Source organism: Streptomyces sp. NPDC051211 (genome assembly GCF_040689505.1).
Taxonomy (GTDB): domain Bacteria; phylum Actinomycetota; class Actinomycetes; order Streptomycetales; family Streptomycetaceae; genus Streptomyces.
Map to the genome: position 1 here is coordinate 1 of NZ_JBFBAV010000005.1, position 14,282 is coordinate 14,282.

The window sequence follows — 14,282 nt, forward strand, 5'->3', positions numbered from 1 at the left end:
TTCGTCACCGGCTGGACGTACTGGCTGTTCTGGGTGGTCACCGCCCGCGGCTCCGGGGACATCACGGTGGAACGCTCCGGGGACGCCCGGGCCGAGAACGGCGACGCCGACAGCGGCTACCGCGGGCAGTAGCGGATTCGGCGGAGGAGCCGAATGTCCCCGCTTCAGAAGGCGTTGCGGCGGCGCAACCGCAGCGGCCGGCCGTCCGGGTCGACCAGGGCGTGGTGCAGCGGCGTCGCCACCACCCGCTGTGGCCAGGGAAGTTCCGGGGGTACGTACCCGCGCAGCCGGCCCGGGGGCCGCGGACCGCGGCGGCCGCCCTCGTGCCAGGCGTCCAGCGCGGCGGCGGCCTCCTCGAAGGCGCGGAAGGCGGCCACGGGGTCGCAAAGCTCCTCCTCCGCCCGCTGCCCCGCCGTGTCCGGGGCGGCGGCCGCGATGTCCAGGTGCTCGTGCATGAGCTCCAGGCGCAGCTCCCTGGCGAAGGCGCGTGCCCCGTCCCCGAGTCCGGCCGGGTCGTGCGGCGGCCGCGGGTCCGTACGCCGGTCGATTACGGCACAGCTGAGTTCCGAGTCGTGCGTCCACGAGCGGAGGTTGACGTTGTCGGAGCCGATGGAGGCCCACACGTCGTCGATCACGCAGACCTTGGCGTGTACGTAGACCGGGGTCCCGGCGTGGTTCTCCAGGCCGTACACCGCGACCCGGTCCCCGCCGACGCGGCGCAGCGCGTCGAGGGCGGTGATCCGCCCGATCAGGTTCATTGGGAGGGCGAGCCGGCCGTCCTGGTCCGGGACGGACGGGATGACGGCGATCAGGCGCAGCTGCGGCTGCGTGGCCAGCGCCCGGGCGAAGCAGGCCACCACCCGGGGGGACCACAGGTACTGGTCCTCCAGGTAGATCAGCGTGCGGGCCCGCCGGAGCGCCTTGAGGTAGCCCCGGGCGATGCTGCGCTCGCCGTCGGGGGCGAAGGGGTAGCCGCGCAGCAGCCGGTTCGGATAGGTCCGCAGCAGCTGCACGGTGTGCGTGCCGCAGGGTGCCGGATCGGGTGCCTGGGGCGGGAGCCTGTCCGCGATGGTGTCCTCCCGGTGCAGCAGCTCCCGCAGGCGGGTGAGCGGGCTGCGGGAGAGCGGTGACGGGTCCTCCCACCGCTCGCGGAAGACGGCCTCGACGTCGCCGACGACCGGGCCCCGGAGGGCGAGTTGGACGTCGTGCCACGGCGGGTACGGACCGTAGGCGGCGGCCAGGGGCAGCGCCTGGTGGTCGCCGCGGTGGGCGGAGTCGTCGTTGCGGCTGTGGCAGAGGTCGATTCCGCCGACGTAGGCGACGTCCAGCTCCGGGCGGCCGGGGTGGCGCAGCACCACCATCTTCTGGTGGTGGGAACCGCCCGGTCGAACCCTCATGTCGAGCAGGCACTCGCCTCCCGCCTCCTCGATCTCCTCGCCGAGGTGGCGGTTCTCCTCCTCGCTGAACCGGAAGCTGTCCAGGTGGGAGCGCCACAGCAGCCCTTTGACGATGACACCCCGGTGGACCGCCCGCTCCAGGACGGCGCCGATCTCGGTACCGGGCCCGCCGAGCCGCTCGTCGGGATCGCCGCGCCAGTCGGTGAAGAGGAACAGGTCGCCGGCGTGCATCGCGCGGATGGCGGCGAGGAGCTCCGCGAAGTACACGGCGCCGTGGACCAGCGGCCGTGCGTCATTCCCCTCGGACCAGGCCGCCCCGTCCGGGCGGCGCTCGTCCAGGCGAGTCGCGGTGTTGCCGCGTTCGCCGGATACCAGGAGCCAGTCGGCGTACGTCACGGCATGAGCCCTCCACCGAGGCGCCTACCCACCGCCCGCCCGAGCATGCCCCCGCCCCCCGCTTGCCCGAAGGGCTCAGGGGGGCTGGGGCAGGAATCGGGGGGCTGGGGGCTGGGGGCAGGGGCAGGGGCAGGGGGCTGGGGTGCCGGGTCACGGTGGATCCTGCCGGAGCCGTCGCAGCTCCTCCTCCACCTCCGCATCCTCGCTGAGGACGTACAGCTGCCGGATCCGCAGGTCCTCGTGGTCCAGGGCAAGCCCGTGGTCGGTGCGAGCCTCGGCCTCGGCGTTCTCCACCTGCTCGGTGAGGCCGCCCCGTACCGTGCTGCCGATCGTCCGGAGCCGATCGACGATGCGTGCCAGGGCGTGCGTGGTCTCGGCGGCACGGAAGCGCCGCCCCAAGGATTCCACGTCCCGCTCCAGGTCGGCGCGGTACTGCTGCAGGACGGCATCCACCTCGAGGCACAGGCGGATGGTCTCGTCAGCTTCCTGAAGTCCGGCCTGCCATGCCGCCATGTCCTTGCGCAGGCGGATGGATCTCCGCACGGCGTCCCGGACTCCGGGGGGCAGGTCGGCCGTGTCCTTGCTCGCTGCGGCAAAGCCGGCTGCGAGTTGCGTCAGCTCCCGCTCGGATTTCGATGCGTCGACGATGCGCCGGCCGAGGCGATTGCGCTCATAGGTGGCCTTGACGAGCTCCCCTTTCAACTCGTTTTCCAGCTGGTTCAGTTGCGCGATCCCACCACGCACCTGAGATCCGCTCTGCGGATCGCTTCGATCCAACGCCTGAATCAGGTTCACGACACGCTCGGCCACTCCCAGCACGTCTCCCACGCGCGCCGGGATCCCGCCGGTCCCGTTCGTCATGTCCGCCACCCCCTCAGAATTGCCGGTCGCGCTGGGAAATCTGCCGAATCGCATCGGCCAGCGCGTGCAGATCCTGCTTCACCGACGTCACACTGCTGCTGTTTCCGCGGTGCTCCACCATGGCGACACCCAGGCTGTAGTGCAGGGAAGCCGCTGCCTCGCAGATTCCGTTCAACTGTTGGGCCTGTGCTTCCAGCGACTTGCGGACCGCCGCATCCAGCGCCTTCCAGTCCTCTCCGAAGTACTGGGCGAGAGAGACCAATTTGACCGCCATCGCGCTGAGCGCCGACATCGCGTCCTCGACATTGGCCCGCACCTGGTCCGTGATGTCCTTCTGCACGCCCGCCGCATCGGCCACGCCCGCGCCCTGGGACAGGGCACCCAGCCATTGGGCCGTATGGAGCACCGGCGTCCGGACCGGCCAACCGGGCAGCTGACCGACGAGTTCCTGGATCTTCTGCTGGTCGCCTTGCCGTGTCGTCCAGGCGACTTCGGTGCCGACGGAGGAGGGGTCCTTGATCCGCTGCTGCCGAGCGGCTTCTGCCTCGGCCGCCTCCTCGGCCTGTTTGTTCTTCTTGGCCTCTCGGACGAATACCCAGACGCAGTAGCAGATGACGCCCAGAACGATCAATTCCACAGGGACCCCCGGAAAGCCGAGTTCGCACGGCGGGGCCCCTCATGCTGGCAGGCGGGTTTCATGAGCACCAGGCGCATGTGTCACCAGCCTTGCGCGAATGCGCCCGTGCGCCCTCCCCGCACGCCCCCCGGTGGTGGGACGCTGCGGCGATGGACACCAGCCTGCACTGCTCGATGGACAACGGTGCGTGGACGGACCTGATCACCAACGCCACCCTGCTCGCCGGTGAGGAACGGGACGATCCCCGACCGTGGCTGGGAGAACTGCCCGGCGGAGCCCGGCACGTGGCCATGTACGTCCACGAATCGACCCACCACTGGTGCTTCGACTCCCTGGTGGGCAAGGCGCTGTTCGCCGTCGCGGCCCGGGCGGACACCAACGCCCGCCTGCATCTTCTGCGCCGCGCCGCCGACCCGGAGCGGGACGGTGGCGGTGGCGGTGGCGGTGGCGGTGGCGGTGGCGGTGACGGTGACGACGACCCGTGGCGCGTCCTGGATGACCGCGTACGGTTTCACGTCGCCGTCCGTCTGCTGAGGCCGCTCGCCGAGGGACTGGCGCTCTTCGCGGAACACGATGCGGTGCCCCGGGTGCAGAGCCGGGTGGGCAGCCACCTCGCCAAGGACCTGGCCTTCTACTTCAGGGGCGCGGCCGGCCTGGTCTCCGACGACCTGGTCATCGAGCCGTTCGCCACCCTGGCCGCGGCCGGCGGCATCCTGCGCGACATGCGGCTCAGCCCCGCCGGCGTGGCGTCCAAGGCCAGTCTCCTGGCGCAGCCGCTGAGCTCCGGGGAACAGGGCTACCTGCCCGGCTACCTCGCGGTCAAGAGCATGTGGTGGCAGCTGAGCAGCCTGGACAGCCGGCTCATCACCGAGACGGATCTGGTGCTGACCTATCTGCGCGGCTACTTCTACGAGGATCCCGGCCTCGTCGCCCTGCTGCTGGCCCCGCCGGAGCCCGATCCGCGCGCGAGCGCCAACCGCATCGTGGACCACCTGGCCCGCAGGATCGCCGACATCGAGCGGGTGACCGCCGAGGACGTGACGGCGTTCGAGGACTCGGTGGAGCGGTACGTGAACACCGGAAGGTGGGAGCCGGGTGTGGGCATCCTCGTCGACCCCGACACCCGCACGCGCGCGATCCCCCTCTTCACGGAGGCGGTTCGCGCCCTGGGCGAGGGACCGCGACGGGAACTGCTGGGCGAGGAGACGGTGCGAACCACGCAGGGCCTTCTGCGGCGCGTCTGGGACAGGCGGCCCTACCTCACCGTTTCCTCCGTGCCCGTGACGGTGCGCGTCCTCGCCGGAGGAGCCGGCGCCGACATCGTGTGGCGGGAGGAACACCTGTTCCGCGCGGCGCCCTCGGACCTGACACCGCACACCCCCGCCGGTACGTACGACGCACGGCTGGAAGTCGTCCTCACGACCGCGATGAGGGGAAGGGACCTCATGTGCCGGGGCGCCTTCGTCACCGCGCAGGGCCGGCTGCTCTCCTGCACCATGAACCGGCACAGCTCCACCGACCTGCGGCAGACGATGCTGGACATCCATCAGGAGCGGGACGAACTCATGGCCGCCGGGAAGCAGTTGTCGGGCTTCGCGGACACCCTGCTCGCAGAGACGGCAGATCTGAGTGAGCTTTTCGACCACATCATCGGGCAGGCCGTCGAGGTCACCGACTCCCTGTACCGGGATACGGCCCTGTGGCCGTCACGCGATCAGGCATCGACCGAGCGCTGCGCGAGCCTGATGGCGAAGCAGGGCATGGTCCCCGTACTCGGCTCGATCAGACTGCTCACCTCGCTGGCGCTGCTCGGTCTCGCGACCGGCCTCCACGCCGACCGCTCCCGGGTCGCCGAGGTCTTCGCCTCCCAGGGACTCGACCTGGAGTGGACGCTCGACGCCTTGGACGCCCGCTGGGACTCGCACGGCTATCCGCCGCGGGCGCCCCGATCCGCCCACCTGCTGCTCAGCCTGGTGTGACAGCGCCGGCCCGAATCCTCGCGGAAAGGTCACAGATGACCCACACCGATCCCCTGCCCAGCGCCCGGGCCGCCGAAGGCCCGGCCGTGATCATCGAGGGACTCTGGCTCGTCGAGTTCCTCGAACTGTCCGAGGGCCTTCCTCCCGGCACCGTCCACCGGCAGCCGCGTGTCGCGGACGACGGCCGAACGCACCGGGACCTCGGCACCGTCGTCGCAGTGGTCACCCTGACGAGCGCCGTGCTCCAGTCCCTCACCGCATGGCTCCAGGCACGGCAGACGCGGCAGACGCGGCAGACGCCGCAGACACAGAGGAGGACCGAGCAGCAGACCGCTGCACAGGGCCGGGGTTACATCATCGAGCACCGGGCCGACGGCACCGTGGTCATCACACTGCCCCGGCTCGACGGCACGGACGAGCCCTCCTCGGGCACGCCCGCCGTCCCCCTGCAGGACCTCCGCGCAGGGCTCGAACAGCTCCTCGGTGACCTGGGAGGAGGGACGGGTCAACGCTGATAGGTGCCCACCAGGGTGCCGGAGGCCAGTGCCCTGCCCTTGAGCTCCCGGTGCACCGCATCGGAGCCCGCCCGGCCGTGCAGCGGGAGCGGCTCGGACAGGGCGTACAGGCGGAAGAAGTAGCGGTGGGCCCCGTGCCCGGGCGGTGGCATGGGCCCGCCCCAGCCCACGCGGCCGAAGTCGTTGGGCCATGCGTGGCCGCCGGAAGGCACCTCTCCCTCGGCGACGCCGGAGCTGCCCGGGTCGATGCCGGTGACCAGCCAGTGCAGGAAGGTCCCTCCCGGCGCGTCGGGGTCCTCGCAGACCAGGACCAGCTCCGCCGTTCCGTCCGGGGCGGCCGACCACGCCAGGGGCGGCGAGACCTCGTCCCCCTCCCCGCTGAAGCGGCGGGGGATCGCCTCGTGGTCGCCGAACGCCGTGCTGCTGAGCTCGATTGCGGTCATGGGCGCCGATCTACCCGGTGAGCAGTCCTCGCAGCACCGGGCGGGCGCACAAGCACCCGATCGGCGCACCGGGGGCGCGGCGGGCCCCCGGCCTGCGGGAAAACCTCGGCGACGGGTCACGAAGCGGTGCTTAACGGATATACGTACCGGTCATGTTCCTTGGCTACTTCTGAGTCACCTACGCGGTCATGTAGCGTCCGGAAGCGCATGATCCGTTTCAATGCTCCGCCGTGAGGACTCATGACCGCCGCCTTCGACACCCCGATCACCGCATGGGGCCACGCCCCCGAAGCCCGAATACCAGAGGGAGGAGCTCTGGCCCCTTGAGATTCCGGATCAATCGCCAGAACAGCACATTCACCCTCCCGTTTCCGAAAGGCCCGGAACCCGCCCCTGCCCCGGCCGCGGCCGCCGTACCCGTTGAGCCCGAGGCCGTCGAGCCGCCTCTGTCGGCTCACGAAATAGACCTCATACGCGCCTCCGTCTCGGTGGTCGAGCCACTGGCCGCAGACATGACGGTCTACTTCTACGCGATCCTCTTCGCCCGCTATCCCGAGGTCCGCCCGATGTTCCCGCCGGGCATGGACACCCAGCGCGGCCGCCTGCTGCGCGCGCTGCTGCGCATCGTGGACCTGGTCGACGACCCCGAGAGCCTGGTCCGTTTCTGCGGCCACCTCGGACGCGATCACCGCAAGTTCGGCACGCTCAGCGCGCACTTCCCGGCCGTGGGCGAGTGCCTCCTCGCCTCTCTGGCCCGCTACGCCGGCCCCGCGTGGACCGCGGAGATCGCCGCCGCCTGGACCAAGGCGTACGGCGCAGTCGCCGGCGTCATGATCAGTGCCGCCGAGGAGGACGCGGCGGACCGGCCCGCCGTGTGGCCCGCCACGGTCGTGCACCGGGTCTCACGCGGAAACGGCATCGCCGAGATCACCGTCCGCCCCCACATGCCCTACGCGTACGCCGCCGGACAGTACGTGAGCATCGAGACTCCGTGGTGGCCGAAGCAGTGGCGCTACTACTCCCCCGCCAACGCGCCCCGCGAGGACGGCACCCTCACCTTCCACGTGCGCGCGGTGCCCGGCGGCTCGGTCAGCAGCGCGCTGGTGCACCAGGCGACGGTCGGCCAGACGATCCAGCTGGGGCCCCCGATGGGAGACATGGTGCTGGACGCCGCGGACCACAGCGACCTGCTCTGCGTGGCCGGCGGCACCGGCCTCGCCCCGATCCGCGCGCTCGTCGAAGAGGTGGCCCGCCGCGGCGGCCGCCATCACGTGGACCTGTTCCTCGGCGCCCGCACCGGCGCCGAGCTGTACGGGGTGGACGACATGCTCCGGATGGCCCAGCGGCACCACTGGCTGACCATCAGGGGCGCGGTGTCCCACGAGTTCATCCCCGGGATCCGGGGATCCCTGCCGGAGGTGCTGGCCGAGTACGGCCCCTGGTTCCAGCACGACGTCTACCTCAGCGGTCCGGCCCCCATGGTCATCTCCGCCAAGGAGACGCTCACGCTCAGCGGCACCATGCCCGACCGCATCCATCACGACCCGTTCGAGACGCCCGTCCTGTCCCTTCCCTGAGCCATGCGCTTGCCCGTCCTGCCAGGAGAACACCCGTGACTTCGCCCCAGGCGCCCTTCGGATCAGCAGGCGAACACCGGCTGCAGCAGCAGCTGGGCACCGCCGACCGCGCCGCCCGGTTCTACGATCGGCAAGTGCGGCCCTGCCTCACACCCGAGATGCAGGACTTCATAGGCCGCCAGGCCATGGTCTTCCTGGCCACCGCCGACTCCCACGGCGAATGCGATGCCAGCTTCCGCGCCGGCCCGCCCGGTTTCGTCCACGTGATCGACGACCGTACCCTCGCCTACCCCGAATTCCGGGGGAACGGTGTGCTGGCCAGCGCCGGCAACATGACGGAAAACCCCCACCTCGGCATGTTGTTCGTGGACTTCACCCACCACCACGTGGGCCTTCACGTCAACGGTGTGGCCCGCCTCTACACGGACAGGGGCCTGCGCTCCCTGCACCCCGGCCTGCCCACCGACGTCGCGCCCGGTCGCAGCCCCGAGATGTGGGTCCAGCTGAGCGTCGAAGAGGCGTACATCCACTGCTCCAAGTACATACCCCACCTGGAGCCGGCCCCTCGTGCCACGAGCCATGACGGCACGCGCCCCAAGGACTCGGACTACTTCACCGGCGGCGAAACAGGTGGCGGGCCGATCAGGAATCGAGAAGCGTCGACCCTCAGGCCTCATCTAGGTTGACACTCGGACCGGGCGACGCCCGCGGAGACCGCGAAGGCGGCCCCGTACCAGAGGGAGAGACGATGAGCAGGGCCACGAGGACGGGCACGCAGTCGCCTGCGACGCTGCACGCTGCCGACAGCCACGACATGATCCGCGTGCACGGCGCGCGCGAGAACAACCTCAAGGACGTCAGCATCGAGATCCCGAAGCGCCGGCTGACGGTGTTCACCGGCGTCTCCGGCTCGGGCAAGAGCTCCCTGGTGTTCGACACGATCGCCGCGGAGTCGCAGCGGCTGATCAACGAGACCTACAGCACCTTCGTACAGGGCTTCATGCCGACCCTGGCCCGCCCGGAGGTCGACGTACTCGACGGGCTGACGACCGCGATCGCCGTCGACCAGCAGCGGATGGGCGGCGACCCCCGCTCCACCGTCGGCACCGCCACCGACGCCAACGCGATGCTGCGCATCCTCTTCAGCCGCCTCGGCAAGCCGCACATCGGCCCGCCCAGCGCGTACTCCTTCAACACGGCCTCGGTTCGGGCGAGCGGTGCCATCACCGTCGAGCGCGGCGCCAAGACCAAGGCCCAGAAGGCCACCTACGAGCGCACCGGCGGCATGTGCAACCGCTGCGAGGGCCGCGGCAAGGTCTCCGACATCGACCTCACCCAGCTCTACGACGACTCCAAGTCGCTGTCCGAGGGCGCGTTCACCATCCCCGGCTGGAAGTCGGACAGCCAGTGGACCGTGCAGCTCTACGCCCAGTCCGGGTTCGTCGACCCGGACAAGCCGATCAGCAAGTACACCAAGAAGGAGATGCAGGCCTTCCTCTACGGGGAACCGGTCAAGATCAAGGTCAACGGCATCAACCTCACCTACGAGGGGCTGATCCCCAAGATCCAGAAGTCGTTCCTGTCCAAGGACAAGGAGGCGATGCAGCCGCACATCCGGGCCTTCGTGGAGCGGGCGGTCACCTTCACCACCTGCCCCGAGTGCGACGGCACCCGGCTCAGCGAGGGGGCCCGGGCGTCGAAGATCAAGCGGATCAGCATCGCCGACGCCTGCGCGATGGAGATCCGCGACCTGGCCGAATGGGTCCGCGGTCTCAAGGAGCCCTCGGTGGCGCCGCTGCTCACCGCGCTGCAGCAGACCCTCGACTCGTTCGTGGAGATCGGCCTCGGCTACCTCGCGCTCGACCGGTCGGCGGGCACGCTCTCGGGCGGCGAGGCGCAGCGCGTCAAAATGATCCGCCACCTCGGCTCCTCGCTGACCGACACGACGTACGTCTTCGACGAGCCCACCATCGGCCTGCACCCCCACGACATCCAGCGGATGAACGACCTGCTGCTGCGGCTGCGGGACAAGGGCAACACGGTGCTCGTCGTCGAGCACAAGCCCGAGGCCATCGCGATCGCCGACCATGTCGTCGACCTCGGCCCGGGCGCGGGTACGGCGGGCGGCACCGTCTGCTTCGAGGGGACCGTCGAGGGGCTGCGGGCCAGCGGCACCGTCACCGGCCGCCACCTCGACGACCGGGCCGCCCTCAAGGAGACGGTGCGGAAGCCCACCGGCGCGCTGGAGATCCGCGGCGCCACCTCCAACAACCTGCAGGACGTGGACGTCGACGTCCCGCTCGGGGTGCTGTGCGTGGTCACCGGCGTCGCCGGCTCCGGCAAGAGCTCACTGATCCACGGCTCCGTCCCCGCCTCGGCGGGCGTGGTGTCGGTCGACCAGGCGCCCATCCGCGGCTCGCGACGGAGCAACCCGGCGACGTACACCGGACTGCTCGAGCCGATCCGCAAGGCGTTCGCCAAGGCCAACGGCGTGAAGCCGGCGCTGTTCAGCGCCAACTCCGAGGGCGCCTGCCCCACCTGCAACGGCGCCGGCGTCATCTACACCGACCTGGCGATGATGGCCGGCGTCGCCACCCCCTGTGAGGACTGCGAGGGGAAGCGGTACCAGGCGGAGGTGCTCGAGTACACCTTCGGCGGCAAGGACATCAGCGAGGTGCTGGCGATGTCGGTGACCGAGGCCGAGGAGTTCTTCGGCTCCGGCGAGGCGCACACGCCGGCGGCGCACCGCATCCTGGGCCGGCTCGCCGACGTCGGGCTCGGCTACCTCAGCCTCGGCCAGCCGCTCACCACGCTGTCCGGCGGCGAGCGGCAGCGGCTCAAGCTGGCCACCCACATGTCCGAGAAGGGCGGCGTCTACATCCTCGACGAGCCGACCACGGGCCTCCACCTCGCCGACGTGGAGCACCTGCTGGGCCTGCTCGACCGGCTCGTCGACTCCGGCAAGTCGGTCATCGTCATCGAGCACCACCAGGCGGTCATGGCGCACGCGGACTGGATCATCGACCTCGGCCCCGGCGCCGGCCACGACGGCGGCGAGATCGTCTTCGAGGGCACTCCCGCCGACCTCGTCGCCGACCGCTCCACCCTCACCGGCGAGCACCTCGCGGCGTACGTCGGCACCTGACGGTCAGGGGGCCGTTCCGGATCGCTCCGGAACGGCCCTGATCCGGCCTGGTCGGCAATCCACCCACCGGGTCGTCAGTGCAGGTCGGCCGGGGCGCGGGTGTCGTCGAGGAAGCCGCCCGACTGGTGCTGCCACAGCTTCGCGTAGGCGCCTTCCGCGTCGAGCAGCTCCTGGTGCGTGCCCTGCTCGACGATCCGTCCGCGGTCGAGGACGACGAGCTGGTCCATGGTGGCGACCGTGCTCAGCCGGTGCGCCACCACGAGCGCCGTCCGCCCGTCCATGAGCCGCCACAGCGCGTCCTGGACGAGGATCTCGCTCTCGGAGTCCAGGGCGCTGGTCGCCTCGTCGAGCAGCAGGATCGGTGCGTCGCGCAGGATCGCCCGGGCGAGGGCGACCCGCTGGCGCTGTCCACCGGACAGCTTCACCCCTCGCTCGCCCACCATGGTGTCGAAGCCGTCCGGAAGCGCATCGGCGAACTCCGTGACGTGCGCCGCCTCGGCCGCGCGACGGATCTCGGCGTCGGTGGCGTCCGGCCGGGCGAACGCGATGTTGTCCCGCAGCGTGCGGTGGAACATCGCCGGGTCCTGGGGCACGTAGGCGATCAGGCTGCGCAGGTCGGCCTGACACAGCCTGCTGATGTCCTGCCCCCCGATGAGAATCCGGCCCGCGTCGACGTCCGTCATCCGCAGCAGCAGCCGGCTGAGCGTGGTCTTGCCGCCGCCGGACCGGCCGACGAGACCGATCTTCGTCCCACTGGGCACGGACAGGTCGAGGCCTTCGAAGAGCGGCGCCGCGCCCGCGTGGGCGAAGGTCACCTGTTCGAAGCGGACGTCGGCGCCCCGCGAGAGCAGCGGCTCCGGCGAGGCCGGGTCCAGCACCTTCGGCGGTGTCAGCAGCAGTTCGGTGAACTGCGCCGCCTCCGTCATCGAGCTCTCCAGGCGGCGGTAGATCTGGTTGAACTCGAACATGATCCGCGTCGCGTTGGCGTAGTAGGTGAAGGCGACGATGATCGCCTCCACGCCGCGCTCCCCCGCCCCGAGGGAGAGGGCGAGCACCAGGCCCAGCGCGTTGGTCAGCACGGACATGGGCGCGACCAGCGTGTCGATCCGCAGGTTGCCGTAGTCCCACGAACGCAGCGTCAGCCGCCGCGACTCCGCCACGCGGGACCGGTGTTCGGCGGCCTCGCGCTCCTCGGCGGCGAACGCGCGGACCGTGTCCATGTTCATCAGGCTGTCGGCGACGTGTCCCGAGACCCGGGCGATCGCCTCCTCCCGCTGGGCGACGAGTGCCTGGCGGCGCCGGATCAGCGGAGCGACGCACAGAGCCGTCACTGCGATCATCACCAACAGCCCGACCACGAGCAGCGGTTCGTACTGCCACAGGACCACCGAAGCGAACACCAGCGGCACGAAGCTGCCCATGACCGAGAACGTCAGGGTGTCGACGAACTCCTCGAAGCGGGAGGCGAAGCTCAGGACCCGCTTGGTCAGCGACCCGGCGAAGTTGTCGTGGAAGAACGCGGCGTCCTTGGCGAACAGTTCGTCCATGCCGGTCACGTACAGTTGCTCGATGCCGCGGGCGTCGAGCCGGTTCAGGCAGTGCAGTCCGATGCGCCACAGCGCCTCGCCGAGCAGCAGGACGCCGGTGAAGCCGAGGACGTAGGGCAGCATCGCGTCGAAGCCGGTTCCGCCGCCCCCGACGATGTTGCCGACGAGCTTCGCGACGACCAGCGGCGCGATGTAGTTGATGCCGATGTTGCCCAGCGCCGGGAGCAGCATCGCGGGTACCGTCAGCCGGCGGAGCCGGACCAACTCCCGTCCGTAGTAGCGAAGTGCGAGGAGTACCGGACCCCGGCCCGGCGAACCTTTGCTCGATTCAGGCGAATCCATGCCAACCCTGCTTTGTCGGACCCCGAAGGACAAGGTCGCAGTGTCCCGTGACGGTGCCCGTGGCGTCCAAGCGTTTTTCGCTAGCCGCCCAGCGTCGCGGGGGTCGGGCCGTCGGGGCGGACGATGATGCTGTACGCGGCCTTGGCCGGGGTGGAGCGGAAGCACGGGGTGTGGGCGGGCAGCAGGTGTTCGAGGAGGACGGTGGACTCCCTCAGGGCGAACTGCAGGCCCAGGCAGGCCCGGGGCCCGATGCCGAACGGGAGGTAGCTGCCCGGGTGGGCGGGGCGCCGTCCCGGGGTGGTGAAGCGCCCCGGATCGAACCGCCCGGGGTCTTCCCAGAGCCCGGGGTCCCGGTGCGTGAGGTAGGGGCAGACCAGCACGTCGGTGCCGGCCTCGATCCGGTATCCGGCGAGGACGTCGTCCTCCGCCGCGCAGCGCGGCAGTATCCAGGCGGACGGGTAGAAGCGCAGCGTTTCGTGGACGAGCGCCTGAACGGCCTGCCGCCGCTCCGGTGAGCCCTCGGCGCCCGCGGCGAGGGCCTGTTCCCGCGCCTGCGGGTTCCGGTCCAGCAGGAGGTAGAGCCAGGTCAGGGTGGTGGCGGTGGTCTCGTGACCGGCGACCAGCAGGGTGACCAGCTCGTCGCGGATCAGCCGGTCGGTGTACTCGGGGCGCGTTCCCGCCGCCTCGAGCAGGACGTGCAGCAGGCCCGGTCCGTCGGGTCCGGCCCGGCCGTCGCGGGCGGCGGCGACGGCGTGGCTCGCGACGGCGTCGATCCTGGCCAGCTCGGCGGCGACGGCTCCTCGGGCGGCGGCGCCGTCGGCGGGCAGGCTGGGCAGCGCGGCGACCACGGCGGGCACGGCGGCCAGTTCACGCGCCGTCGCCGGGTCGAGGGGATGTCCGGTCAGGGACCGCCAGATGGTGTCCAGGGCGAAGCGGCGCATCTCGTCGCCGACGTCGAGGACCTCCCCGCTGCGGGCGTACGCGGCCCAGCGCGCCGCGGCGGTCCGTGCGGCCCCGGTGATCCGCTGCTCGTAGCGGCGCATTCCCCGGCCGGTGAACTGGGACTGGAGCAGCCGCCGCTGCCGCTGCCACGCCTCGCCCGTCGCGGCCAGGACTCCGTCGCCGATCAGCAGCCGGGCCCGGTGCGAGCGCTTCACGTACCGGTCGGGATGGAGGGCGAGCACGTGCTGGACGGCCGGCGGGTCGGTGACCAGGACGGTCGGGCGCGGACCGAGCCGGAACGCGGCGACGCCGCCGAGCCGTTGGCGCGCCTGGGCGAAGAGGTCGATGAGCTCTCCTCCGCCGGCCTGCCACTGCCCGACGAGCGCGGGATCCAGCTCGGGGACCCGGCGGCCTTCCGGGGGCCGGCTCGGGAGGGATGCGGGGCGGGCGTGGGTGGCCACGGGCGTGCTCCTGTTCGGCGGCTGTGCGTCGTCACGGGCC

General features: G+C 71.0%; 11 protein-coding genes. 5 read left to right on the forward strand and 6 right to left on the reverse strand.

Annotated features, from left to right (window positions below):
• Window positions 1-164 precede the first annotated feature (164 nt).
• The 3 genes from AB0447_RS07445 to AB0447_RS07455 form a co-directional block, all read right to left on the reverse strand.
• A complete protein-coding gene (locus tag AB0447_RS07445; RefSeq protein WP_366475577.1) occupies window positions 165-1,793 on the reverse strand; it encodes a phospholipase D-like domain-containing protein in 1,629 nt (542 codons plus the stop codon).
• 150 nt (window positions 1,794-1,943) lie between these two features.
• Window positions 1,944-2,654 (reverse strand): hypothetical protein, encoded by a 711-nt coding sequence (locus AB0447_RS07450; RefSeq protein ID WP_366475578.1) that lies wholly within the window; start codon window positions 2,652-2,654, stop codon window positions 1,944-1,946.
• A gap of 13 nt (window positions 2,655-2,667) precedes the next feature.
• Window positions 2,668-3,291 carry a hypothetical protein gene (locus tag AB0447_RS07455; protein ID WP_366475579.1) on the reverse strand — a complete coding sequence of 208 codons (624 nt, stop codon included), beginning with the start codon at window positions 3,289-3,291 and terminating at the stop codon, window positions 2,668-2,670.
• A 149-nt stretch (window positions 3,292-3,440) separates the two neighbouring features.
• Between AB0447_RS07455 and AB0447_RS07460 the strand changes: the two genes are divergently transcribed.
• A complete protein-coding gene (locus AB0447_RS07460) occupies window positions 3,441-5,270 on the forward strand; it encodes a hypothetical protein (RefSeq protein WP_366475580.1) in 1,830 nt (609 codons plus the stop codon).
• A 35-nt stretch (window positions 5,271-5,305) separates the two neighbouring features.
• On the forward strand, window positions 5,306-5,785 hold the full coding sequence (locus AB0447_RS07465; RefSeq protein WP_366475581.1) for a hypothetical protein: 480 nt from the start codon (window positions 5,306-5,308) through the stop codon (window positions 5,783-5,785).
• Here AB0447_RS07465 and AB0447_RS07470 read toward each other — a convergent pair.
• Entirely contained in the window at window positions 5,776-6,228 is a 453-nt protein-coding gene (locus AB0447_RS07470; RefSeq protein ID WP_366475582.1) for a YbhB/YbcL family Raf kinase inhibitor-like protein, read from the reverse strand. The genes AB0447_RS07465 and AB0447_RS07470 overlap by 10 nt on opposite strands.
• 488 nt (window positions 6,229-6,716) lie before the next feature.
• Here AB0447_RS07470 and AB0447_RS07475 point away from each other — a divergent pair, with 488 nt between their 5' ends.
• The 3 genes from AB0447_RS07475 to AB0447_RS07485 all read left to right on the forward strand — a co-directional run bounded on the left by AB0447_RS07475 (window position 6,717) and on the right by AB0447_RS07485 (window position 10,950).
• The gene (locus AB0447_RS07475; RefSeq protein WP_366475583.1) at window positions 6,717-7,805 is read left to right on the forward strand and encodes a globin domain-containing protein; all 1,089 of its coding nucleotides are present in this window, start codon (window positions 6,717-6,719) and stop codon (window positions 7,803-7,805) included.
• A 35-nt stretch (window positions 7,806-7,840) separates the two neighbouring features.
• The gene (locus tag AB0447_RS07480) at window positions 7,841-8,491 is read left to right on the forward strand and encodes a pyridoxamine 5'-phosphate oxidase family protein (RefSeq protein WP_366475584.1); all 651 of its coding nucleotides are present in this window, start codon (window positions 7,841-7,843) and stop codon (window positions 8,489-8,491) included.
• Between the two features lie 62 nt (window positions 8,492-8,553).
• Entirely contained in the window at window positions 8,554-10,950 is a 2,397-nt protein-coding gene (locus AB0447_RS07485; protein WP_366475585.1) for an excinuclease ABC subunit UvrA, read from the forward strand.
• Window positions 10,951-11,024: 74 nt separating this feature from the next.
• Here AB0447_RS07485 and AB0447_RS07490 read toward each other — a convergent pair whose 3' ends face one another.
• Window positions 11,025-12,839, reverse strand: a complete 1,815-nt coding sequence (locus AB0447_RS07490; protein WP_366475586.1) for an ABC transporter ATP-binding protein — start codon at window positions 12,837-12,839, stop codon at window positions 11,025-11,027.
• A gap of 80 nt (window positions 12,840-12,919) precedes the next feature.
• Window positions 12,920-14,242: a cytochrome P450 gene (locus tag AB0447_RS07495; protein WP_366475587.1), complete on the reverse strand. Its 1,323-nt coding sequence runs from the start codon at window positions 14,240-14,242 to the stop codon at window positions 12,920-12,922.
• Window positions 14,243-14,282 lie beyond the last annotated feature (40 nt).

Coding starts and splice junctions, on each gene's coding strand:
- AB0447_RS07460 (WP_366475580.1), top strand. CDS start 3,441: ATGGACACCAGCCTGCACTGCTCGATGGACAACGGTGCGTGGACGGAC.
- AB0447_RS07490 (WP_366475586.1), bottom strand. CDS start 12,839: ATGGATTCGCCTGAATCGAGCAAAGGTTCGCCGGGCCGGGGTCCGGTA.
- AB0447_RS07485 (WP_366475585.1), top strand. CDS start 8,554: ATGAGCAGGGCCACGAGGACGGGCACGCAGTCGCCTGCGACGCTGCAC.
- AB0447_RS07465 (WP_366475581.1), top strand. CDS start 5,306: ATGACCCACACCGATCCCCTGCCCAGCGCCCGGGCCGCCGAAGGCCCG.
- AB0447_RS07450 (WP_366475578.1), bottom strand. CDS start 2,654: ATGACGAACGGGACCGGCGGGATCCCGGCGCGCGTGGGAGACGTGCTG.
- AB0447_RS07470 (WP_366475582.1), bottom strand. CDS start 6,228: ATGACCGCAATCGAGCTCAGCAGCACGGCGTTCGGCGACCACGAGGCG.